Source organism: Flavobacterium sp. UBA7663, assembly GCF_002483315.1.
GTDB lineage: Bacteria > Bacteroidota > Bacteroidia > Flavobacteriales > Flavobacteriaceae > Flavobacterium.
This window is the reverse complement of the sequence record NZ_DLHR01000010.1, coordinates 1-23,507: the sequence shown is the minus strand read 5'-3', so window position 1 is coordinate 23,507 and position 23,507 is coordinate 1. Positions and strand designations below refer to the sequence as shown.

At 31.4% G+C, this 23,507-nt stretch carries 21 protein-coding genes; 5 read left to right on the top strand and 16 right to left on the bottom strand.

The features are described 5' to 3' along the window. Positions 1-12: 12 nt before the first annotated feature. From B2741_RS02070 to B2741_RS02060, 3 genes are read left to right on the top strand one after another with little or no spacing between them, the layout of a single operon-like run. Positions 13-840 carry an ion transporter gene (locus B2741_RS02070; RefSeq protein ID WP_291134982.1) on the top strand — a complete coding sequence of 276 codons (828 nt, stop codon included), beginning with the start codon at positions 13-15 and terminating at the stop codon, positions 838-840. A 1-nt stretch (position 841) separates the two neighbouring features. Next, the gene (miaA, locus tag B2741_RS02065) at positions 842-1,768 is read left to right on the top strand and encodes a tRNA (adenosine(37)-N6)-dimethylallyltransferase MiaA (protein WP_291134980.1); all 927 of its coding nucleotides are present in this window, start codon (positions 842-844) and stop codon (positions 1,766-1,768) included. Positions 1,769-1,770: 2 nt separating this feature from the next. Then, positions 1,771-2,496, top strand: coding sequence for an acyl-[acyl-carrier-protein] thioesterase (locus B2741_RS02060; RefSeq protein WP_291134978.1), 726 nt, complete (start codon positions 1,771-1,773; stop codon positions 2,494-2,496). 30 nt (positions 2,497-2,526) lie between these two features. Here B2741_RS02060 and B2741_RS02055 read toward each other — a convergent pair whose 3' ends face one another. The 13 genes from B2741_RS02055 to B2741_RS01995 all read right to left on the bottom strand — a co-directional run bounded on the left by B2741_RS02055 (position 2,527) and on the right by B2741_RS01995 (position 18,159). Next, on the bottom strand, positions 2,527-3,225 hold the full coding sequence (locus B2741_RS02055; RefSeq protein ID WP_290821244.1) for a response regulator transcription factor: 699 nt from the start codon (positions 3,223-3,225) through the stop codon (positions 2,527-2,529). Positions 3,226-3,246: 21 nt separating this feature from the next. Beyond that, positions 3,247-4,830 (bottom strand): sensor histidine kinase, encoded by a 1,584-nt coding sequence (locus B2741_RS02050; RefSeq protein WP_291134976.1) that lies wholly within the window; start codon positions 4,828-4,830, stop codon positions 3,247-3,249. Positions 4,831-4,901: 71 nt separating this feature from the next. After that, a complete protein-coding gene (gene coaE, locus B2741_RS02045; RefSeq protein ID WP_291134974.1) occupies positions 4,902-5,489 on the bottom strand; it encodes a dephospho-CoA kinase in 588 nt (195 codons plus the stop codon). Between the two features lie 3 nt (positions 5,490-5,492). Continuing rightward, the gene (locus tag B2741_RS02040) at positions 5,493-6,491 is read right to left on the bottom strand and encodes a glycosyltransferase (protein ID WP_291134972.1); all 999 of its coding nucleotides are present in this window, start codon (positions 6,489-6,491) and stop codon (positions 5,493-5,495) included. A gap of 77 nt (positions 6,492-6,568) precedes the next feature. Further along, positions 6,569-10,327, bottom strand: coding sequence for a T9SS-dependent choice-of-anchor J family protein (locus tag B2741_RS02035; RefSeq protein ID WP_291134970.1), 3,759 nt, complete (start codon positions 10,325-10,327; stop codon positions 6,569-6,571). A gap of 185 nt (positions 10,328-10,512) precedes the next feature. Continuing rightward, a complete protein-coding gene (fabV, locus tag B2741_RS02030; RefSeq protein ID WP_291134968.1) occupies positions 10,513-11,703 on the bottom strand; it encodes an enoyl-ACP reductase FabV in 1,191 nt (396 codons plus the stop codon). A gap of 62 nt (positions 11,704-11,765) precedes the next feature. After that, entirely contained in the window at positions 11,766-13,418 is a 1,653-nt protein-coding gene (gene recN / locus B2741_RS02025; protein ID WP_291134966.1) for a DNA repair protein RecN, read from the bottom strand. A gap of 22 nt (positions 13,419-13,440) precedes the next feature. Next, complete coding sequence (locus tag B2741_RS02020; protein WP_291134964.1) at positions 13,441-14,334, bottom strand: DUF4835 family protein; 894 nt, start codon at positions 14,332-14,334, stop codon at positions 13,441-13,443. Continuing rightward, positions 14,324-15,535, bottom strand: coding sequence for a bifunctional phosphopantothenoylcysteine decarboxylase/phosphopantothenate--cysteine ligase CoaBC (gene coaBC / locus B2741_RS02015; protein WP_291134962.1), 1,212 nt, complete (start codon positions 15,533-15,535; stop codon positions 14,324-14,326). Before coaBC ends, B2741_RS02020 begins: the two co-directional genes overlap by 11 nt. Positions 15,536-15,541: 6 nt before the next feature. Next, positions 15,542-15,856 carry a DNA-directed RNA polymerase subunit omega gene (locus tag B2741_RS02010; RefSeq protein ID WP_026726592.1) on the bottom strand — a complete coding sequence of 105 codons (315 nt, stop codon included), beginning with the start codon at positions 15,854-15,856 and terminating at the stop codon, positions 15,542-15,544. A gap of 10 nt (positions 15,857-15,866) precedes the next feature. After that, positions 15,867-16,661: an outer membrane protein assembly factor BamD gene (locus tag B2741_RS02005; protein ID WP_291134959.1), complete on the bottom strand. Its 795-nt coding sequence runs from the start codon at positions 16,659-16,661 to the stop codon at positions 15,867-15,869. A 97-nt stretch (positions 16,662-16,758) separates the two neighbouring features. After that, on the bottom strand, positions 16,759-17,637 hold the full coding sequence (dapA, locus tag B2741_RS02000; protein WP_291134958.1) for a 4-hydroxy-tetrahydrodipicolinate synthase: 879 nt from the start codon (positions 17,635-17,637) through the stop codon (positions 16,759-16,761). A 3-nt stretch (positions 17,638-17,640) separates the two neighbouring features. Next, complete coding sequence (locus B2741_RS01995; RefSeq protein ID WP_291134956.1) at positions 17,641-18,159, bottom strand: DUF6913 domain-containing protein; 519 nt, start codon at positions 18,157-18,159, stop codon at positions 17,641-17,643. A 45-nt stretch (positions 18,160-18,204) separates the two neighbouring features. Between B2741_RS01995 and B2741_RS01990 the strand changes: the two genes are divergently transcribed. Then, positions 18,205-18,993 carry a 5'-nucleotidase C-terminal domain-containing protein gene (locus tag B2741_RS01990; protein ID WP_291134954.1) on the top strand — a complete coding sequence of 263 codons (789 nt, stop codon included), beginning with the start codon at positions 18,205-18,207 and terminating at the stop codon, positions 18,991-18,993. Between the two features lie 9 nt (positions 18,994-19,002). Then, positions 19,003-19,917, top strand: a complete 915-nt coding sequence (locus B2741_RS01985; RefSeq protein ID WP_291134952.1) for a bifunctional metallophosphatase/5'-nucleotidase — start codon at positions 19,003-19,005, stop codon at positions 19,915-19,917. A gap of 731 nt (positions 19,918-20,648) precedes the next feature. Here the strand turns inward: B2741_RS01985 and ligA are convergent. The 3 genes from ligA to B2741_RS01970 all read right to left on the bottom strand — a co-directional run. Then, positions 20,649-22,640, bottom strand: a complete 1,992-nt coding sequence (gene ligA, locus B2741_RS01980) for an NAD-dependent DNA ligase LigA (protein WP_291134950.1) — start codon at positions 22,638-22,640, stop codon at positions 20,649-20,651. A 2-nt stretch (positions 22,641-22,642) separates the two neighbouring features. After that, on the bottom strand, positions 22,643-23,116 hold the full coding sequence (locus tag B2741_RS01975; protein WP_291134948.1) for a DUF6495 family protein: 474 nt from the start codon (positions 23,114-23,116) through the stop codon (positions 22,643-22,645). 73 nt (positions 23,117-23,189) lie between these two features. After that, on the bottom strand, positions 23,190-23,507 hold a 318-nt coding region (locus B2741_RS01970), incomplete at its 5' end, for a bL9 family ribosomal protein (RefSeq protein ID WP_291134946.1).

Sequence of the window (23,507 nt, the reverse complement as noted above, 5' to 3'; positions counted from 1 at the left end):
TAATTTTGTTGTATGAGTGAAATTAAGTCAAAATACGAAATTTTCAAACAAAAGGCGCACATTATCATCTACGGCACCAATACAGTAGCTGGGCGACTTTTTGATTTATTTTTATTAGGCTTAATTGTTTTAAGCGTAGTTTTAGTCATGCTTGAAACTGTAAAAGGTTTTGATACAAAATATCACGCTTATTTAGTATTTTTTGAATGGGTTATTACTGTATTTTTTACTTTAGAATACATTTTACGAATTATCACCATCAAAAAACCAATCAACTACATTTTAAGTTTCTACGGAATCATTGATTTGATTGCGATTTTACCAATGTATTTATCATTTTTCATTACTGGAACCAGTGTATTTACAGTTATTAGAGCATTACGATTGTTGCGTTTATTCAAAATTTTAAACCATCCACAATTCAATAATCAATCTACGCACTTAAAAGAATCGTTAGTCGCAAGTAAAGGGAAAATATTGATTTTCATGTATTTTATGCTAATTAGCACCATCATTATTGGTTCAGTTATGTATGTTATTGAAGGCGAAGCAGGTGGTTTTACAAGTATTCCAACTGGAATTTATTGGGCAATTGTAACCTTAACTACTGTTGGCTATGGCGATATTTCACCAGTTACGCCACTCGGTCAATTTATAGCATCGTTTGTAATGATAATGGGTTACGGAATTATAGCCGTTCCTACCGGAATTGTCTCTGCCGAATTTGCAAAAAATAAACCAACTGTAAAAGAAAGTGAGACCAAAGTGTGCAAAAATTGCGGAAGTCACGAACATTATGTAAACGCTAAATTTTGTCAAGATTGCGGACACGAATTATAAAATGAATTACCTAATTACCATTATCGGGCCAACCGCCATAGGAAAAACGGCGCTAAGTATTGCTTTAGCTCAACATTTTGGTTGCGATATTATTTCGTGCGATAGTCGTCAGTTTTTTAAAGAAATGAAAATTGGTACGGCTGTTCCGAGTGATGAAGAATTAGCTTCAGCAACACATCATTTTATCCAAAATAAATCGATTTTTGAATCGTATTCTGTTGGTGATTTTGAGCAAGAAGCCTTATCTAAATTGGAGGAATTGTTTCAGAAAAACAACATTCAAATTATGGTTGGTGGTTCAGGATTATATGTGGATGCGGTATTGAAAGGATTTGATGATTTTCCAGATATTGATAATTCGGTAAGAGATGAAATAAATGCACAATTTGATACTTTAGGAATTGACTATTTACAACAACAATTACAAGAATTAGATTCGGAATATTACAACAAACTTTCCGTTGAAAATTCGCAAACCTTACAAAATCCGCAACGCATGAAACGTTTTGTTGAAGTTTGTTTGGGAACTGGAAAACCGTATTCGAGTTTTATTGGAAAACGAAAAAATGTTAGAAACTTCACTCCTATTGTTATTGGACTCGAAGCTGATAGAGAAGTAATGTATGATAGAATTAACCAGCGTGTTGATATTATGTTAAATGAAGGACTTTTAGCTGAAGCGCAAGCATTGTATCCAAACAAACATTTGAATGCGTTACAAACAGTTGGTTACCGAGAATTATTCGATTATTCTGATGGAAAAACAACTTTAGGTTTCGCCATCGAACAAATCAAAATGAATACGAGACGTTTTGCTAAACGTCAAATCACCTGGTTTAAACGAACTGAAAATGTGAGTTGGTTCGATTATTTAACCGATAGAAAAGAGATTATTACAACAATAGAATCACAGATTCAAAAACTATAAAAATGCCCATATCACCCAACTTTACTTCAATTTTAGAACAAGAATACGAAATCAATTTTCTACAATGCTATCCTAATGGTTTGCTGAAATATACCGATTTGTGTAATATTTTTCAAATCACCGCTGGAATTCATGCCGATTTAGGTGGAATTAGTTTTAGCGATATGCAAGAACATCACCAAGCTTGGGTAATGAGTAAAATGCGTTTGGAAATTATCAGTTTACCGAAATGGAAAGAGAAAGTTACCATAAAAACTTGGATTAAATCGTTAGAAAATTCGCGTTCAACTCGTTGTTTGGAATTGTATCGTGGTGATGAAAAATTAGCGGGTTGCGAAACCTATTGGGCTGTTTTGAATACTCAAATCAGAAGACCAGAAAATTTGGCTTTGCCTCACGAACATTTTATCAAATATCCTGAACATAATGCAACTGAAAAATCGGTGCAGCGAATTAATTTAGAGGTTTCATTTGAAAAATTGATGGAATACAAAGTTCAGTTGTCGGATTTAGATATTGTAAATCATGCTAACAACGTAAAATACTTGGAATGGTGTCTGAACACAATGGATAAAAAATTCATTTTAAAACAACACATAAAAGGTTTTGAAATGAATTTCTTAAAAGAATTAAATTTGAATGATGAAGTAATTATTTCGAAAAACGAAAATACCTACGTCATAACGAAAGAAGATAAAATTTGCTTCGCACTAGAAATAAACGAATAAAAAAAGTCCTGATTTCTCAGGACTTTTTTGTTATTTTTTGATTACTAATCTAAAACCTTCTCCGTGAATGTTTAAGATTTCTACGTTTTCATCTAATTTTAAAAATTTTCTCAATTTAGCGATGTAAACATCCATACTTCTTGATGTGAAGTAGTTGTCATCTCTCCAAATTTTCGTTAACGCTAATTCTCTTGGCATTAAATCATTTTCATGAAGTGCTAACATTTTTAATAATTCGCACTCTTTTGGAGATAATTTAATTGGTTCTTGTCCAGGGAAGGTTAAGAAACGTAATTTAGAATTCAAATGGAATTTACCAATTTCGAACTCAAATTTAGTCGTATCTGGTTTTACTTCCGATGCTTTTCTTTGGATAATGGCTTTAATTTTCATTAAAAGTACCTCTGAATCAAACGGTTTGTTTAAATAATCGTCTGCTCCTACTTTATAACCTTTTAAAACGTCTTCTTTTAATGTTTTAGCTGTTAAAAAGATAATTGGCACTTCTTGGTTTTTCTCACGGATTTCTCTTGCTAAAGTATATCCATCTTTATATGGCATCATAACATCTAAGATGCATAAATCAAAAGTGTCTTTCTTAAATTTTTCAAAACCTTCCATTCCGTTTTTAGCCAACGTAACATCAAAATCATTTATCATTAAATAATCTTTTAATACGGCGCCGAAATTGGGATCGTCTTCAACTAATAATATTTTTTTTGCTTCCATAGTAATTGTGTATGTTTTTTTTTAATTTATCAATGGCAATTTTATAATAAAGGTACTACCCTTTCCTTTTTCACTTTCAACAAAAATTTGTCCGTTGTGATCTTCTATAATTTGTTTTACGTAAGACAAGCCTAAACCATGTCCTTTTACGTTATGCAAATCCCCCGTATGTTCTCTATAAAATTTTTCAAAAACTCTTTTTTGAGCCACTTTACTCATTCCTGCTCCTTGATCTTGAATTTTGATTACAATGAAATCTTTAATATTTTCTGTAAACACATCAATGATGGGAGCTTCTGGCGAATATTTAATCGCATTATCCAATATATTTACCAAAACATTGGTAAAATGAACTTCGTTTAAAAGAATGGTATTTCGTTGTGCATTAAAATGCTGGTGAACTATACCTTCTCTATCTTCAACAATTAAACTAACGTGTTCGATTGCATCTTCTATTATTTCAGTGACATCTCTTGGTTCTTTAGAAATGTCTAACTCATTTTTCTCTAATTTAGAAATTCGCAACACATTTTCAACCTGAGCGTGCATGCGTTTATTTTCTTCTTTTATCATTTGAAGGTAACGTTGTACCTTTTCCTTATCATCTATAATTTTTGGGTTCTTTATAGCATCTAAAGCTAAATTAATTGTTGCTATAGGCGTTTTGAACTCATGTGTCATGTTATTAATGAAATCGGTTTTAATTTCAGAAATTTGCTTTTGTTTGATTAACTGATTCAACGCACTTGAATACGTTAAAACGATAACCAAAGTAAACAACAAAGACAAACTTGATATTCCAATCAATGAGGAAAAAACGAATTTATTTTTATGAGGGAAACTCACTAACAATTGATACTTTGAAAGTCCTTCATTATCTTGAAAAACCGGAATTCCGTATGTTGTATTGATATCGTATTTAAAATCTTCTGAACGTACTTTTGTTGCCAAACCATTACTGTAAATTCCAAATTCAAAAGGTGTTTCAACTCCATATTTATTAAGTTCAGCTTTTAAATATTTTCCTAATTGTTCTGTTGAAACTCTTTGTTGTAATGGTTTTAAAGACACTACATCTTTAAACGCTACTTCAAAATTAGCTTTATCTAAACTGGAAACATTTCCTGTTTTTTTTATAGTAACATCTGGAAAAGAACGCATTTGTAAACTTCCATCGTTGATTGAATTTCCGTTATAAATTTCTGTTTTTCTCTTAGAAACTACGTTTCCAAAATTGACTGAATTTGCATTTTTATCAAAGAACGAACCGTTTATACCATAGTTTTCTGCAACCAAAGTATTGGTGTAGATTATAGTTTCATTTGTTTTTTTATCGCGTTCGTAGAAATAAATTTCTTTTAATTCGTCTTCTTGTGGAACTTTTCCTGTACTATCAATAATTTTATTGTAGTGATTATAGAAAGCAACTAACTCCTTTTCTTTAATTGTATTGGATACATTTCCTAAAACTTGCTGAACGTGATACTTAAATTCCTCTTCATTTTTATCCAATGAGGTAGAAATCCAATATAATTGAACTAAAATTATTCCTATTAATGATAAACTCATTAAAAAGACCAATAATCTAAATCTTGATTTATTCATCGAAACAAATTTAACATTTTAACATTTATTGCTAAAATACATTAACCAAAGATTAACATATGAACATTTTTTTATGTTTTTGCTAATATTTTAAGAATTTCATCGATTTTTAAGAAAGTATTGCTTAAATCAACGTTTTCTATGACAAAATCGCTCATTTCTTTCTTTTTTGACTCAGGAAGTTGATTGTTAATTCTAACTAAAATATCATTTTTTGTTAAATTATCGCGTTTCATGACTCTTTGAATCCTAAGTTCTTCTGGAGCAGTAATTAAAATAACTTTATCACATTGTTTATTTCCACCTGTTTCAAATAAAATAGCGACTTCTTTAATTACAAAAGGGCATTTTTTATGTTTCTTGACCCAATTTTTAAAATGATCATGCACTTCAGGATGTACAATGGCATTTAATTCTTTTAATTTAATTGGATTAGTAAAAACGAGTTCGCCTATTTTTTTTCGATTTAAAGTTTTATCAGCATTAAGAATAGATTCTTCAAACAAATTTTGAATTCTTTGTTTCACATCTGCATTTTCCATTATTTTTTTGGCTTCATCATCAGCAATGTAAACAGGAATTCCTTTTGAAGCAATGTAATTTGCTACAGTAGATTTTCCACTTCCAATACCGCCTGTTAAACCAATAATTTTTGTCATGACTTATTTCTTAAAAAACAATTCTGGAAATGCTTTTTGAGGCTCTTGTTTTAATATCGCAACTTTATAGTACGAAAGCAAAAATCCTTTTCCATAACCATAAAACTGAATTACCGCAGCCCATACTGAATATAACGCAATTTTGAGACTTTTATTGGTTAGTAGTGAATTTATGAAAAGCATAAAAAAGTACAATCCATACAAACCGATAAAAAAGTAGATATTAAAAAAAGCTACTAAACCAGAAAATAGAAATCCTAATAAAAACAGACTTGGAAACCAAAATGTGATTTTAGTATATTCTGGATACCATGAATTTAAGATTGGACGTGCTTTTCCAAATTTATTGACTTGGATTTGGAATTTTTCCCAACTGATTCTTCTTTTATGATAAACAAATGCATTTTTAATTAGTTTTGTTTTAAAACCTAAATTCCACAATCGAATAGATAAATCAGGATCTTCACCAGGGTGGATATTTCCAAAACCATTTGAAGCTTCAAAAGCATTTTTGGATAATCCCATATTAAAACTTCGAGGTTGAAATTTATCTACTTTTTCGCTTCCTCCTCTAATTCCACCAGTAGTTAAGAAAGAAGTCATCGTAAAATTAATTGCTTTTTGGATATCTGAAAATGAATCTAAGGCTGCATCAGGTCCACCAAAACAATCTACATATTCTGTATCTAAACTTTGCTGAACTTGAGTTAAATATTCTTGAGGAATGATACAATCTGAATCTAAAATGATAAAATAATCACCTTTGGCTACTTTCATTCCGTAATTTCGAGAATCACCCGGACCTGAATTTGGCTTGAAGTAATAGGAAATAGTTAATTTATCAGTATACTTTTCTATTATATTCTGACAAGGAATAGTCGAACCATCTTCTACAATTACAACTTCAAAAGGAATAGTAGATGTAAACTTAGTTAAGCTTTCAAGTAATTCATCAATCTCATCTGGTCGGTTAAAAACTGGAACTATAAACGAAAAATACATCTAATTTTTTTTGCAAATATAATAAAAAGAAAAGTCCCGAATAAATCGGGACTTTAATCATTAACTCAATTTAATATTTATTGTTTAACAACTTTTAAAGTTTTAACTGAGTCACCTACTGTTACATTCACAATGTAAGTGCCAGCACTTAATTCAGACATATCAACCTGAGTTGAAGTTGCATTAATATTTCTTGAAATTACTTCTTGACCTAACATATTGATAACTCTTACAGAAGAGATTTCAGATGTATAAGAAATATTTAAAATATCTCTAACTGGATTTGGATATGCTATGAAATTAGAATTATCGAAATCAGCATTAGATAATGCTATATCAACTACAATATTATCTACAAATAAATAGAATTGATCTGCAACTGAATAAGCATTAAATCCAAAATAATAAACTCCTGATGTTCCAGGTGTAAAATCAACAATATTATTAACAGGAGTTGCACTTGTTACATTTGAGTGGTCTGCTAATAATGTTGTCATCGCAGCATCATTAGCCGAATTACCATAAGAAACTTTTAATCTTTCTGGGAAAAAAGTTCCAGTTCCACCGTAATCATAAGTAATTCTATAAGTAGTTCCACCTACTAAATTAATTCCATTTGTATAGAACCAAACATTAGCAGCATTAGAACTATTCCAAGCATAACGTAAAGCATTAGTAGTAAATCCGTATCCAGGATTATTTTGAACAGTCCAAAGATTACCTGTACCAACATTTTGTTGAGTTGTACAAGAAGGTAAACCTGGAACAGTTGCTGATTCAAAATTCTGAGTATAAGGTACATTATCAGCAACACATGAAGTTGTAAAACTAAATGGTCCAGACCAAGTACTATAACCACCCGCACCACAATTAGCTCTTACATAAAAACTATAAGTAGTATTTGGACTTAATGATGAAATTCCTTGAGTATTAGTAGCATTAACAATCGTTGGAGTTCCTGTTGGAGTAAATCCAAAAGTTCCCCATTCTACATCCCACAATGTTGCAGTCCCTGCTTCTGTCCAACCTAAATTAGCTGAAGATGAAGTAGTTGTCGCGTTTAAAGATGTAGGTGGTAAACAAGCTGGTGTTGGCAATATATTTACTAAATAATCTTCTGTTTGACCATATGTGCTTGAAGAAGCGCCACAAGCTTGTGTATCCAAAATTGCAGCATCATCTCCACCTCTAATTCTCATTCTTGTAACTCCTAAAGTTGCTCCAGAAGGAACATTAACGATAATATTAGCAGTTCCACTACCACCTGCACTAGTTCCTAAAGAGAATGATTCTGAAGGCTCAAAAGTTAAATTTTGATTAAAATCAATCCAAACTCTACTATATTGAGTTCCATCTGTACCCATTGTTACCGCAACTGTTGAATTTAATCCAGCAGTTAATGTAGGAATAGCTATCGGAGCTGGTTGTTGTGAAGTAAAATCTTCATAATATGGTAAAACATTACCTGTTGAAGCGTTTGACCAAGAGCCAACTACTACGTTTGTAATGTTATCTCCACCTCCACCATTTGTGTAAGTAGGAATACAATAACATCCATTTAAGCTTGTTGTAAATGATACTTCTGAACAACCTATAGCAGGACCAACACCATTATATGGAGAAATTGTAAAATAATACATTGTATTAGCATTACCACTAAAAGAGTAAGTTAATACGTTTCCTAAATTAACATTATTAGCAATTTCAGTTCCACCAGAAGTTGTACCAATAGTTATATTGTAACCATCTGCACCTGCAACTGCATCCCATGTAATAGCGTTAGCAAAATTACCACAAGTTGGATTTGGTGTTGCTACAACATTTGTCGCACAAACTGGCGCTGAAGCAGGAGTTAATCTAACTTCAAAATTATCAATAAAGAAATCAACATCCGCACCACCATCAGCAGCACCTTCTACACCTCTAAAAGCAAAACGAACATCATCACCTGCATAAGAGTCAAGATCAATAACATTTGATGATCCAGTTGGTGCTGGAACATTTGTATTGTTATAAGTATATAAAACTGTCCAGTTATTTAAACCAGATGTTGATACTAATACTTCAACAAAGTCATCAGCTTCCCACGGAGTTGTTGGAGCTACTGTTCCATTCCATTGAGTAACCGCTGCATCAAATTTTAATTCGTAACCTGTTGCTGGGATGTTAACAACTGGAGAAATAACCCAATCATTATCTCCTGTAAAATCAATATTAATTTTAACTGCTCCAGTTCCACCTGCATTTGCAAAACCATCAGCAGCCCAACTAGAATCTCCAAATGTAGCTGGTCCTGTAGTTAAGTCACCACCATCAGCTTCTTGCCAACAACTTGGTAAGAACGTATCAAATTGCTCTAAATGAGGTACAGCTAAAGCGTCACAAGTAGTAAAATTAATTTCCGTACAACCTGCAGCTTGTCCAAATGCATTATAAGGGAAAACAGTTACAAAATAAGTTGATCCAGCATCTGTTGGAAATGAATATGATAAAACATTACCCACGTCAAAATTATTTAAAATATCAGTAGCTCCAGATGAAGTCCCTACGCTAATGTAATAACCAGTAGCATCTAAATCACTAGCCCATGTTACGTTTGAATTCATTACATTAACTGCATTATTTGCTGGTGAAGTAATGGCTACACAGTTTGGAGCAACAGCAGGAATATCTTCAACTACTACATCATCAATATAAATTCTCCATCCATCAAGACCTCCAGAAGGTACGTGCCAAGCAAAATAAACATCACCAGAAACTCCACTCAAATCTAAAGCCATAGTTTCAGGTGCCGTATTAGAATAACTTGCTAAAGATGCTAATTCGATAGTAAAATTAGCAGGAGCATTTCCTGTTGTTGACAACATTACTCTAAAATCATTTGGTTCAAACTCACTTTGAACTTTATATTTGAAAACTAATCTTTGATTACCAGTTAAAGTAATTCTAGGAGAAATTAACCAATCATCATTTACCCCACCATTGAAGTCAGTGTATATATTTGCTGATTCATCACCTGTAATTGGTGTATTAGCATAACTCGTATTCCACGTATCTCCATCTCCATTTACGTTTAAAACTGACCAACAAGATTCTGAAGAAGAAGTCGAATCAAAAGTTTCTAAGAAAGGTACTGTAAAAACATCACATGTTGTAAAATTACTTTCAACACATCCTGTTGCTGCTCCATTAACATTATAAGGAAAAACAGTAACATAATAAGTTGAACCACCTACTAAACCAGTTAATGAGTAAGAAAGTACATTACCAACATCAAAATTATTTAAAACATCTGTTGCTCCTGATGAAGATCCAACACTTATTCTATAACCTGTTGCACCACCCGCCGCCGCTGGCCATGAAACTATAGTAGAACTTACATTAATTGCTCCATTTAAAGGAGAGGAAACTGCCACGCATGAAGGTGGAGTTAAAGGAACAAAAGTAGCTTCAACACCTATTGTAATAGTTACTGCATCAGACCAAACATCATCATCATGTGAAGTAATGGTAAGCGTAGTAAATCCTGTGATGTCCAAATTATTAAAAGCTGCTGCACAACCTGTAATGATTGGACCTCCATCAACAGATAAATCAAAGCCAAACCAACTCGAACCATCAGCAGTACAAAAACCAGAAGTTAAACTTCCTGCTGGGTTTATTAATTTCAAACTTGTTAATGGATTAGCACCATAACAAGTTATGTCTGCCGCATTAATTGTTAAGACTGTTGGGTCATCGTCCTGTCCTGTTGCAGTAAAAGTTTGGCTACACGTTTGTGCATTTACTTGCCAACAGGTTAAAAGAGCAAATAACCATAAGGTAATTTTTTTCATGAAATACTGTTTTTTTTGTGTTATATAAAAGCAAATTTAACGATTTAATAATACTCCAAAAGTTAAAATAAATTTCAAAACAAAAATCAAGCAAGAATATCGATGAAAAACAAAAAAAATCGATAAAAAACACAAAACCCTAATTTAATTAGGGTTTTATAACATTTTTTATGCGAAATGTGTTATTATTTAATACTTGGCACCATTACCATTTCGTTAGTATCTGCCAGATAATCAACTCCATCAAAGCCAAAACCGAATAAATTTAAGAAATCTTGTTTATATCCAGCTAAATCACCTAATTCAACTAAAGATTCTGTAGTTGATTCTAACCATAGTTTAGCAATTCTTTCTTGTACATCATCTCTCATTTCCCAATCATCAATACGAATTCTTCCTTTATCATCTGTTGGAACTGCATTTCCTGTATATAATCTATCAGCATACAAACGTTGAATTTGCTCGATACATCCTTCGTGAATTCCTTCTGCTTTCATAATTTTATATAATAATGAAATGTATAATGGAATAACTGGAATAGCCGAACTTGCTTGTGTTACTAACGCTTTATTAACTGAAACGTAACCTTTTCCGTTTAAGTCTTTTAACTTCTCTGTAATTTCGAAAGCAGTTGCTTCTAAATGATCTTTTGCTCTTCCGATAGTTCCTTTTCTATAAACCGCTTCTGTAACTTCAGGTCCTATGTAAGAATAAGCAATTGTAGTTGCTCCTTCTGCTAAAACACCTGCGTTTTTCATTGCATCTATCCACATTGACCAATCTTCTCCACCCATAACCACAACAGTGTTATCAATATCTTCTTGATTGGCTGGTTCAATTGAAACCTGAGTTACATTTCCAGTGTGGAAATCAACAGTTTTATTTGTAAAAGTTGACCCAATTGGCTTTAAAGTAGAACGATGTAAAACACCAGTAATTGGGTGTTGACGAACAGGTGAAGCTAAACTATAAATAATTAAATCAATCTGACCTAAATCGGCTTTAATCATATCGATTGTTTGTTGTTTTACTTCGTTAGAGAATGCGTCACCATTAATGCTTTTAGCATACAATCCTGCTTTTTCAGCTTCTACTTCAAAGGCTGCAGAGTTGTACCAACCTGGAGATGCTGTTTTTCCTTCAGATGGTGCTTTTTCAAAAAAGACACCAATTGTAGCAGCATCAGAACCAAATGCACTTGTAATTCTTGAAGCTAAACCAAATCCAGTAGAAGCACCAATTACTAATACTCTTTTAGGTCCGTTTATTTTTCCTTTAGATTTTACATATTCAATTTGATTTTTTACATTTTGTTCGCAACCTTTTGGATGTGCTGTCAAACAAATAAATCCTCGCATTCTTGGTTCTATAATCATCTTATTCTTTTTTATATTGGTTTGTTGTCGTTTAATTTCTATAACAAAAGTACTTTAAAAAATTAATTAAGCAAAGCTTTTGCATGTTGTAAAGCTGAATCAGTTATGTCTTTACCCGATAACATTTCAGCAATTTGTTGAATTCTTTCTTCTGGACTCAGCAGATATAACTCTGAAATCGTAGTATCACCTTGATTTCGTTTTGATACTTTATAGTGTGAATTTCCTTTAGCAGCAATTTGTGGAAGATGAGTAATTGCAAATACTTGCATCGTAGTACTCATTTCTTTCATAATTTCTCCCATTTTTATTGCAATTTCTCCCGAAACACCAGTGTCAATTTCATCAAAGATAATAGTTGGTAATTTAGAATAATTGGCTAAAATAGCTTTTATCGCCAACATAATACGCGACATTTCTCCTCCAGAAGCTACTTTTTTTAACAATCCAAAACTAGTTCCTTTATTTGCTGAAAATAGTAAAATCACTTCGTCTTTTCCTTTTGGATAATATGAATCTGTGTGGTTAATTTCAATTTGAAAATTTGCTTCTACCATTCCTAATTGTGATAAAATAGCTCTTATTTTTTCAATTAAGATTGGAGCTGTTTTCATTCTGTTTTCAAAAACGGTCTTTGCTATTCCATCAACTTTAGTCTGTTGACTATTTAATGCTGCCTCTAATTTATTTATTGCACCATCCAAATCATCCACACGAATGACTTTTGCATCCAATTCATTTTGAATTGTAAGTAATTCAGCAATAGTTTGTACTTGATGTTTTTTCTGTAAATTATAAATCGATTGTAATTTTGTATTAACCAATTCTAATCGTTCAGGATTGGCTAAAATCTTTTCGTTATTTTGCTCACATTCAGAAATAATATCTTCAATTTCCAGTAAACTACTTGTCAATCTCTCTAACAATTGTGCATTTTGACTTGAAAATCCAGCCACTTTTAGAAGCGAAGCCTTAATTTCTTTTAAATTCATTAAAGCACCTACTTGTTCTTCGTTTGCAATGGCTAAGATTCTTTCAAAATTTTCTTTTATGAACTCAACATTACTTAATTGCTCCAATTCTTGTTCTAACTCTTCTTGTTCTCCATCAACTAAATTGGCAGCTAAAAGTTCGTTCAATAAATACGAATTGTATTCATATTCCTTAACCAAAGCTTCTTTCTCTGAAATCAATTGCTTTAACTCTTTTTGAGTTGATTTGAAATCAAATAAAGCATTTTTATACGAAATTACATTATTTCCGTTATTAGCAACGGCATCTAAAATATCAATTTGATAATTTTCTTCGGTAAGTTCGCGCGTTTGGTGTTGAGAATGAATATCTAACAACATTGCGCCTAATTCTTGTAATTCTTGAAGATTTACAGGACTATCGTTTACAAAAGCACGCGATTTTCCTGATGGTAAAATTTCTCTTCTAATAATGGTTTTATCTTCATAATCCATATCATTTTCATCAAAAAAAGACTGAAGATTATAATTAGAGATAGCAAATTGTGCTTCAATAATACATTTTTGCTCTTTATCTTTCAATGAAGTCAAATCGGCTCTATTGCCTAAAACCAAACCTAAAGCACCTAAAAGTATCGATTTTCCTGCTCCAGTTTCTCCTGTAATAACAGAAAACTGATTGGAAAAATCAGTTTCAAGCGATTCGATTAACGCATAATTTTTTATGGATAGCGAAAGTAACATAAATAATAAAGTATATAAAGTATTATTTAATTTTACTCCACTTTTGAGAATTCAATGGAGAAATTCTATTTAAAGTTTCTACTAAAGAGGCCACTTCAACTCTTGGTCCACCACTAAAAATAGAAACAATTTCATCAGTTTTTGCATCAAAAAAAGTTCGGGTTAACAAAGCATTTGGTCGTATTTTTTGCACTTCTGCTAAGGTGTTAATGCCTTTAACAACTCCTTCTTTACCTTTTTTTACATCTTCCGACATTAAATCCATTCCCAATCTGTGGTATTGATAAAGTGATTGTCTAAATGGAGCAAAAGTGTTTGATAAAATATCCGAAATTAAAAAATTACGATTATTATTGTTTCCTTCCGATTGATTCCATCCTTTGAATCCACTTGTTTGAGCTACATTAACGATATTTGAAGCTATTTGGTAGTATTCAGAGCCGCCAAATTCAGAAAAAGTATCTTGGTCTAATCCGATTATTAAATTAGAATAGAACGCCAAAACAGAAACCAAATTCGAGTTAAAGGTGTTTGGATCATAAATTAAATTTTCAAATTCGATAAATCGAAATGAAAAATTTTTATCATTTATATTTAAAATAGGTGAAGACAAAGTGGAATTATGAACAGGTCTTGAAGACTGAATTTGTAGAGTAGCTTCAAAATTATTTGAACCAAAAGAGTTTACATTTATAAAAAAATTACATTCAATTTTTTCTACATCAGAGTATTCTTTCGTAGTCCATTTAGTTGTATTTAAAAATTCTTTAACCTGAGTTTCTAAATTTTTAAATAATTGAGGATTTCCATTAGCTACCTGTTGAAAATTTACTGAAACAGTAGCATTTAGCTCCTGCGAAAACACATTCACTAATGAAAATAAGAAAACTACTAATACAAATACTTTACGCATCATAAAATTGAATTACTTTATTAATAATATCCTGAGCTACTTCTTCTTTAGATTTTAATTCTTTAGGTTCAATGGTAAAGTCTTTTGAAATAAAAGTTACTTTATTTGTTGGTAAACCAAAACCTGCACCTTTATCATTTAACGAATTTAAAACAATCAAATCTAAGTTTTTTTTCTGGATTTTTAGCTTTGCATGTTCAATTTCATTTTCGGTTTCCAATGCAAATCCAATTAAAAACTGATTTTTCTTTTGTTCTCCTAGTGAAGCCAAAATATCTTTTGTTTTTTCTAACTCTATAGAGAACGTTACTTCATTCTTTTTTATTTTCTGGTCGGCAACATTTTTTGGACGATAATCGGCTACAGCAGCAGCAGCAATTGCTACATCAACTCTTTCATAATGTTCATGACAAGCGTCATACATATCTTGTGCCGAAATTACTCGAATCAATTTAATCGAAGAGTTTTGCACGTTCAAATGTGTTGGTCCTGACACTAGAATTACTTCAGCCCCTTTATTTGCAGCTTCATTTGCAATATCAAATCCCATTTTCCCAGAAGAATGATTTCCAATAAAACGAACAGGATCTATTGCTTCATATGTTGGACCAGCTGTAATTAAAATTTTTTTTCCTTTAAGTGGTAGTTTTTCTAACAAATCATTTTCAAGGAAAGTAACTATATTTTCGGGTTCTGCCATTCTTCCTTCACCAGATAAACCACTAGCTAATTCTCCACTTTCGGCAGGAATTATTATGTTTCCAAACGATTTAAGTTTGTGAAAACTATCTAAAGTAGAAGGATGTTTGTACATATCCAAATCCATTGCAGGTGCAAAGTAAACCGGACATTTTGCAGACAAATAAGTTGCTATAAGTAAATTATCGCAATTCCCATTTGCCATTTTAGAAAGTGTATTGGCTGTAGCTGGAGCCACAAGCATTAAATCTGCCCATAATCCTAACTCTACATGATTATTCCATTCGCCAGTTGCTTCTTCTTCGTTATAAAAAGTAGAATACACAGGGTTTTTAGAAAGTGTAGCTAAAGTTAGTGGCGTAACAAAATGCAAAGAAGCAGGCGACATTACAACTTGTACTTGTGCACCTGCTTTTATGAATAGTCTAACCAAGTTGGCTGTTTTGTAAGCAGCTATACCACCAGATACACCTAGCAAGATTTTTTTACCGCTTAAAACAGACATAATGATTTATTTAGCTTCTCTGTAATAGATTTTACCTTCTTCCCACTCTTGAACTGCTAAAGCATGTGGTTTAGGTAATTTTTCATAGAATTTTGAAACTTCGATTTGTTCTTTGTTTTCAAAAACTTCTTCTAAACTATCGTTGTAAGTAGCAAACTCTTCTAATTTTTCAATCAATTCTTTTTTAATTTCAGTATTGATTTGATTAGCGCGTTTTGCCATGATAGTAATCGCTTCATAAATGTTTCCAGTAGGCTCTTCTAATTTACTTTTGTTGTAAGTAATAGTATTTACAGGAGCATTTGTTTTCTTTAAATCCATGATTTACTTTTTATTTAGTATATTTTTGTAATTCTTGTTCCACTTCAGCTAACATTTTATCAGCTTTATCTTTGTATTCTGTTTGAGCGTTATGCTTAATTAAATTTGAATATGTGTTCTTAGCATAAGTTAAACGTTCTTGTTTTTTTGATTCAACACTATTAATTGCTAATTTATATGCAGAATCCAATCTGTAAAATAAAGCTTGCTCTTTAAAAGGTGTTCCTGGATAATCAGCTAAGAAATTTTCAAAAGCTTTTAATGCTCCTTTAAAATCAGAAATTGTATTGTACTGCTTAGCGATTTCAAATGCTTTTTTCTCAAGTTTTTCTCTTAATTCTTTTACATAAACATTTGCTTGAGGTAAAAATTGAGATTCAGGATATATATCAATAAAACGTTGCATTTTATCTAATGCTTTGTTAGTATCTGTTTGATCTAAACTATATTCAGGTGATAATTTATAAAAACATTCTGCAGCATAAAAAGCACATTCTTCTCTTTTTTCACTTTTAGGATAAGAAGCTACAAAATTTTCTAACTGATAACCCGCCAAATAGAACTGTTCTGATTTATACAAAGACATTGAATAAAAATAAAACATACGCTCAGCACTTGGTTTTCCTTTATAAGCAGGAGCTATTTGCTCGTATAATCTAATAGCTTTTGCATACTTTCCTGCTTCATACATTTTATTTGCTGCTTCATTTTTTATCGCAACATCATCTGATTTTAATGCCTTTTGATACTCACTACACGAAATCAATAAAAATGCAATAAAAAGAAAACTAACTACTTTGTTCATTTATTTAAATTTAATCTTTCTTAAAATTCAATACTTTAGAAGTCTAAAAAAGCAACTGCAAATTTAGACATTATTTGTTTACTACAAAAATCTTTTTTTAACTTAATTTACGAGTAAAATTATGCAATCTTGTTGCTAAATCTTCATTTACATTTACAAGTGGTAATCTTACTGTGTTTTCAGACAAACCTAATGCTTTAAAGACTTCTTTAATTCCGCCAGGATTTCCTTGTTCGAAAATCATATCAATACTATCTGCTAATAAATAATGTAATTCATACGCTTCATCTACTTTTCTTTGTAATCCTAAACGAACCATTTCAGAAAATTCTTTTGGAAAACCTTCACCAATTACCGAAATAACTCCTGCACCACCCGCTAAAACCATTGGTAATGTAATCATATCATCTCCAGAAATCACTAAAAATCCTTCTGGTTTTGTTTGAATTAATTTCATTGCTTGTACAATATCACCCGCCGCTTCTTTAATTCCGATTACATTTTTGAAATCATTTGCAATTCGGATAACAGTAGATGGCAACATGTTACTTGCTGTTCTTCCAGGCACGTTATACAAAATTACTGGTATCGGAGACGCTTCTGCAACCGCTTTGAAGTGTTGGTAAATACCTTCTTGTGTTGGTTTATTATAATAAGGAGAAACCGATAAAATTGCTGAAAAATGAGAAAAATCTCTTGTTTTTAATTCTTCAACTACTTTGTGCGTATTGTTTCCTCCAACTCCTAAAACTAAAGGCAATCTTCCTGCATTTGCTTTTATAATTGTATCTATAACCAATTCTTTTTCATCTTGCGATAAAGTTGCTGATTCTGCTGTAGTTCCTAAAACCACTAAATACTCTACTCCTCCTTCAACAACATGATTTACAATTCTAGCTAACGCTTCAACATCAACCGAAAAATCTTTTTTAAATGGCGTAACTAAAGCAACACCAGTTCCAATAAATGATTGCATTTTTTATATTTTATTTAAAATTTTCAAATACTTAAACAGTTCTAAAACAAATTCATTATAATTTTCAACAAGTGATTTTATAATAAAATGATTCACTCTTTTATCAACGGTATCAAAGCCTACTTTGAATTTAGCTTTTGATTTGGTTGATAATAACAAAAGTCCGCTTTTATTCACATCATAATAATTCACTAACAAGTCGAAAGGAGTTTCGATAAAATCATTAACTTCTTTTTTATTGATTTCTCCCGAAAGCGAAATATTCTTCAAGGACAAAAAAGGCTCCTTAATTTCTTCTTTTTTCTTGATTTTATCTTTGTAAACTAATATCGAAATATTGCCAGCTTCAATTCCCTGTGAAGTAATTCTTTCAACTAATTGAGCTGTTTCTGAGAAATAAGATTCATCAACTAAAATTCCAACAGTTACTACTTTATCGTTTGAAGCCAACGCATTTTGAGTTGCTAACCTTTTAGTAACATTTTTTTTTAGAAAAAAGTTCTTTATAATATTATAAAACATAGTATTTTTACCTATTCGACAAAATTAAAAATTTAAGCTTTTGTTATGCTTGTAAATGTAAAAAAGAATACAATATATTTTCGATTTTTTGTTATATTATTAACATTTAATCTTATTATATCCTGTAAATCAACTTCTTCCTATCAAACCACAAAAATTGAAGGAAAAAAAATAGGTGTTACCAATGAAAAAGGAGAAAACGAAGCCATTGCAACTTATGTAAAACCATACAGCGATAACATCAACAAGGATTTAAACAGTGTATTGGCTTATTGCCCTGAAACACAAGACAAAAGCAAAGGAACTTGGCAAACTAATATTGGAAATTTATTAGCTGAAATTACTTTCGAACTTGGAAATCCGGTTTTTCAAAAAAGAGAAAACAAAACTATTGATGTTTGTTTACTCAATCATGGCGGCATCAGAGCTGTTATTCCTAAAGGTGATGTAACTACGAGAACAGCTTTTGAAGTAATGCCTTTTGAAAATAGTTTAATAATTGTTGGACTTACTGGAAAAGAAATTAAAACCTTAGCCGAATATATCATTAAAGAAAAGAAACCGCATCCATTATACGGAATAAAAATTCACATTAATAAAACAAATTTAACCATTAATAAAATCGAAATCAATAATAAACCTTTGGATGAAAATCGAATTTATTATGTAGGAACTTCTGATTATTTAGCAAATGGAGGCGATAATATGACGTTTTTAAAAGAAAGTAAAATCAAATTTGATATGGAATACAAGCTTAGAAATATGATGATTGATTATTTCAAGAAAGTGGATACGATTCCAAACATTACAACCGAAAAAATAATTTTAGAATAATACTTAGCTATGAAGAGAAGAGATTTTATCCAAAAAACAGCTGCGAGTTCAGCTTTACTTGGTTTATCAGGAGTGAGTTTAAGTAGTTTTTCTACATTAGAAACTAAGAAGATTACCATTCTACATACAAATGATACGCACAGTCATATTGACCCTTTTCCTGTTGATCATCCAAAAAACCCTAATATGGGTGGCGCTGCCAGAAGAGCTGCTATTATTGAAAGCATTAGAAAAGAAGAAAAAAATGTACTTTTATTAGATGCTGGCGATATTTTTCAGGGAACTCCATATTTCAATTATTATGGTGGCGAATTAGAATTCAGACTAATGAGTATGATGCAATACGATGTTGCCACAATGGGAAATCACGATTTTGACAATGGAATTGATGGGTTTTATGCACAATTACCACATGCGAAATTTGATTTTGTTTCCGCTAACTATGATTTTAAAAATACCGTTTTGAATGATATTGTAAAACCTTATAAAATCATTATTAAAGATGGAATTAAAATTGGAATTTTTGGATTAGGCGTTCAATTAGATGGACTTGTAGATAAAAAATTATACAAAGAAACCGTTTACAACAATCCAATTGAAGTAGCGCAAGACATGACTCGAATTCTAAAAGAAGAAAAGAAATGTGATTTGGTTATTTGCTTATCACACTTAGGTTTCAAGTACAAAGACGAACCAGAGAAACCAAGTGATATACTATTGGCTCAAAAGACTAAAAACATCGATTTGATTATTGGTGGTCACACCCATACTTTTTTAGACAAACCTGTAATTGAAAAAAATAGCGAAGGAAAAGAAGTTTTAATTAACCAGGTAGGATGTTTTGGTGTGAATTTAGGACGAATTGATTTCTATTTGTCTAACGACAAACTTCATCACAATCAAATAAAGAATATCATTGTGTAATAAATACTTTAATCATTTATTCATTGTATTTGAATTTACTATTAAAAATGTCAGTTGACTTAAATTTAGTCCTGTAAATAAAATAACTTATGTAACAAAAAAACGAAAGTTCTTGTGTAGTAACATTTATCATTTTCAATGCAAGTAAGTCAGGTAATTTCCTGTAAAAAACAAAAAATAAATCAGACACGATAAAACATGCCACCATTAATGCCGAAAATAATATTGTTCTATTAGTGTAATTTATTTGCATCACAAAAACTAGAACCCCCATCAATAACAATGTTATTCCAAATAACGCATAAATAAAAAAATCAAAACTACTCTCCTCTATCATCATCATTAACACATTAAAAAAGAGATAAACTAAGAGCATTAAAATAATATAAAAGGAAAATGTATTGAGCTTAATCTTATGCTTTTTTAAATAATAAATTAAATCTTGAATGATGAAATATAAAATAATAAAATAAGGAATTAAAAGAAAAATAAGTCCCAAAATATTAAATTCTTCACGGCTAATCAAATGCAGAATTTCGCCAATAAAAAAAGACAAAACAGAGAACGAAAACAAATAGTTTATTTTTCCTCTAACACTAATATAATAGAAATAATAAATCGACGGAATAATAATTGGCTTACTAAAAAGTTCTAAATTATCGCTACCTATCAGCACTGCAATTATGTAAAGTACAAATGCAGTAAAATAAAGTATTAAAGCCGAATTTACTTTAACCATCTATCATGTGTTTGAAATCCATTTCAGAAATTATTGCAATTTTTAATTGATTTGCTTTTTCTAGTTTTGAAGGACCCATATTATCTCCAGCAATTACATAATCGGTTTTTGATGAAATAGAACTTCCTACTTTTCCACCGTTATCTTCAATCGCTTTTTTGAGATCATCTCTCGAATAAACTTCAAAAACTCCTGAAACCACAAATGTTTTTCCTTTTAATTTTTCCGAAAGTAAAACATCATCTTCTCCAGATTCTAATTGAACACCAAAACTCTTAAGCCTATCAATAATACGAATATTTTCTTGATTTTCAAAGAATTGAACAACACTCTGTGCAATTTTATCACCAATCTCATCAACTAAAATCAAATCCATGATGGTTGCTTGAGCAATTGCATCTATCGATTTGTAATGTTTAGCTAATTTTTTTGCCACGGTTTCACCCACATAACGAATTCCTAATGCATACAAAACACGTTCAAAAGGAATTGTTTTTGATTTTTCAATTCCGTTGATTAGATTTTCAGCCGATTTTTCAGCCATTCGTTCTAACGGAATGATTTGCTCTTTTTTTAGTTCATACAAATCAGCATAATTAGTAACTAAACCTGCGTTGAACAACAAAGCAACCGTTTCTCCGCCCAAACCATCAATATCCATGGCTTTTCGGGTGATAAAATGCTGAATTCTTCCAATAATTTGTGGCGGACAGCCATAAAAATTTGGACAAAAATGATTCGCTTCGCCTTCACTTCTAACCAATTCTGTTTGGCATTCTGGACAATGAGTAATGTATTTCGTAGGTTCCACTTGATTTCCTCTTTGCGCAACAGCAATAATCTTCGGGATGATTTCACCACCTTTTTCTACGAAAACTTCATCGCCAATTCGTATATCTAATTTCTCGATTTGGTCAGCATTATGTAAAGAAGCACGTTTTACAATTGTACCCGCCAATTGTACGGGTTCTAAATTCGCAACTGGAGTAATCGCACCTGTACGTCCAACTTGATATGAAATCGAATTTAATTTCGTAGTTACTTGTTCGGCTTTAAACTTATAAGCCATCGCCCAACGTGGTGATTTTGCCGTATAACCTAATTCCTCTTGATGCTGTAAATTATTGACTTTAATTACTACACCATCTGTTTCGTAAGGCAAATCGTGACGGTGTTTGTCCCAATAATTGATGTATTCGAAAACTTCGTTTAAATTTTTAGCTAATTTAGATTGTGTTGGTACTTTAAATCCCCAATCTCTAGCTTTTTGCAAGCCTTCAAATTGGGTTTTAAAGGGTAAATTATTTCCAATTACGAAGTACAACAAACAATCTAAAGGACGTTTTGCCACTTCTGCACTGTCTTGTAACTTTAAACTTCCTGAAGCTGTATTTCTTGGATTAGAATAAGGTATTTCGCCAATTTCAATCAAATCTTGATTCATTTTTTCAAATCCGGCAAACGGAAGAATGATTTCGCCACGAATGTCAAATTTTTCAGGAAAGTCACCTTTTAAATGAATTGGAACGGCTTTAATGGTTTTGATATTATTAGTCACATCATCGCCTTGAAAACCATCTCCACGCGTTACAGCACGAACTAAACGACCATTCTCATAACTGATACTAATTGATGCGCCATCGTATTTTAATTCGCAAGTATATTCCAATGGAACATCGCCTAAAACCTTTTGAATTCGGGTTTCCCAATCTTGTAAATCTTCAATTGAATAGGAATTATCCAACGAATACATACGATACTCATGTTTAATAGTCTCGAAGTTTTTGGTCACCATTCCTCCTACTCGTTGAGTTGGCGAATTTTCATCAAAAAAATCAGGATGTTGCGCTTCTAAGTCTTGTAATTGTTTTAGTTTTTGATCAAATTCAAAATCAGAAATGGTGGGTTTATCCAACACATAATAGTTATAATTATGCTGATTTAATTCGTCTCTTAAATTCTTAATAGTATCTAAAACGCTCATTTTTACTGATTGATTAAGCTGTCTAATTTGGTAAACAATTCTCCTTTACTGATGATTCCACCTTGTTTGATGATTTCAAACAACGATTCGTTTCTGTTTTCTGACAAGTCTTTCTTACCTCTTGTGATTTCTACATCCTCGGAAAACAAATTTTCAGACAACCAATGAATTCCATCGGCAGAAACAAAATCGATTTGTGGATTATTGGTTTTAATTACGAAAGAAAAAACCGCATTTTGTATACATTTAAAAAGAAAAATGTAGTTTTTAGAAAAATGATCAATGTGAGTTACATTGGTTAATGCTTTTTCCCAAATCATATCGGAAAAAACGTCAATTTCTTGTTCGGCAATGTGTGGTTTATTTTGTTTAATTTCATCCCATTCTTTTTTATCTATCGATTGTGTCGCTAAAAAAGTAATAAATTCAGGATGTAATTCTTCTAATTGCTCTTTGGTTAATCTTGCGTACTTCATGTAGTAATTTTATAAAGTAAAGATAAAAAAAAAGCCCCGATAAAATCGGAGCTAATTTATATTTTAAGAAAAATTATGCTTTTTCACCTACGATTTCGTATGGTAATTCAACGATAACATCTCTGTGTAATCTTACGCTTGCAGTATATTTACCTACACGTTTTACTACACCACTAGTAACGAATTTTCTATCAATTGAATGACCGTTAGCTTCTAATGCTTCTACAATATTAGCGTTAGTAACAGAACCAAACAATTTATCGCCACCTGCTTTAGCAGTAATTTTGATATCTAAAGCTTTTAATGCTTCAGCTAAAGATTTAGCATCTGCAACAATTTTAGCTTCTTTGTGTGCTTTTTGCTTTAAGTTTTCAGCTAAAACTTTTTTAGC

Bases quoted from the DNA above. Each gene is read 5' to 3' on its own strand.
- B2741_RS01990 (WP_291134954.1), top strand. From the start codon at position 18,205: ATGCTTGTAAATGTAAAAAAGAATACAATATATTTTCGATTTTTTGTT.
- B2741_RS01985 (WP_291134952.1), top strand. From the start codon at position 19,003: ATGAAGAGAAGAGATTTTATCCAAAAAACAGCTGCGAGTTCAGCTTTA.
- B2741_RS01995 (WP_291134956.1), bottom strand. From the start codon at position 18,159: ATGTTTTATAATATTATAAAGAACTTTTTTCTAAAAAAAAATGTTACT.
- fabV (WP_291134968.1), bottom strand. From the start codon at position 11,703: ATGATTATAGAACCAAGAATGCGAGGATTTATTTGTTTGACAGCACAT.
- B2741_RS02020 (WP_291134964.1), bottom strand. From the start codon at position 14,334: ATGATGCGTAAAGTATTTGTATTAGTAGTTTTCTTATTTTCATTAGTG.
- B2741_RS02005 (WP_291134959.1), bottom strand. From the start codon at position 16,661: ATGAACAAAGTAGTTAGTTTTCTTTTTATTGCATTTTTATTGATTTCG.
- B2741_RS02050 (WP_291134976.1), bottom strand. From the start codon at position 4,830: ATGAATAAATCAAGATTTAGATTATTGGTCTTTTTAATGAGTTTATCA.
- B2741_RS02040 (WP_291134972.1), bottom strand. From the start codon at position 6,491: ATGTATTTTTCGTTTATAGTTCCAGTTTTTAACCGACCAGATGAGATT.
- ligA (WP_291134950.1), bottom strand. From the start codon at position 22,640: ATGAGCGTTTTAGATACTATTAAGAATTTAAGAGACGAATTAAATCAG.
- B2741_RS02035 (WP_291134970.1), bottom strand. From the start codon at position 10,327: ATGAAAAAAATTACCTTATGGTTATTTGCTCTTTTAACCTGTTGGCAA.
- coaE (WP_291134974.1), bottom strand. From the start codon at position 5,489: ATGACAAAAATTATTGGTTTAACAGGCGGTATTGGAAGTGGAAAATCT.
- B2741_RS02010 (WP_026726592.1), bottom strand. From the start codon at position 15,856: ATGGATTTAAAGAAAACAAATGCTCCTGTAAATACTATTACTTACAAC.
- miaA (WP_291134980.1), top strand. From the start codon at position 842: ATGAATTACCTAATTACCATTATCGGGCCAACCGCCATAGGAAAAACG.
- recN (WP_291134966.1), bottom strand. From the start codon at position 13,418: ATGTTACTTTCGCTATCCATAAAAAATTATGCGTTAATCGAATCGCTT.
- B2741_RS02060 (WP_291134978.1), top strand. From the start codon at position 1,771: ATGCCCATATCACCCAACTTTACTTCAATTTTAGAACAAGAATACGAA.
- dapA (WP_291134958.1), bottom strand. From the start codon at position 17,637: ATGCAATCATTTATTGGAACTGGTGTTGCTTTAGTTACGCCATTTAAA.
- B2741_RS01975 (WP_291134948.1), bottom strand. From the start codon at position 23,116: ATGAAGTACGCAAGATTAACCAAAGAGCAATTAGAAGAATTACATCCT.
- B2741_RS02055 (WP_290821244.1), bottom strand. From the start codon at position 3,225: ATGGAAGCAAAAAAAATATTATTAGTTGAAGACGATCCCAATTTCGGC.
- B2741_RS02070 (WP_291134982.1), top strand. From the start codon at position 13: ATGAGTGAAATTAAGTCAAAATACGAAATTTTCAAACAAAAGGCGCAC.
- coaBC (WP_291134962.1), bottom strand. From the start codon at position 15,535: ATGTCTGTTTTAAGCGGTAAAAAAATCTTGCTAGGTGTATCTGGTGGT.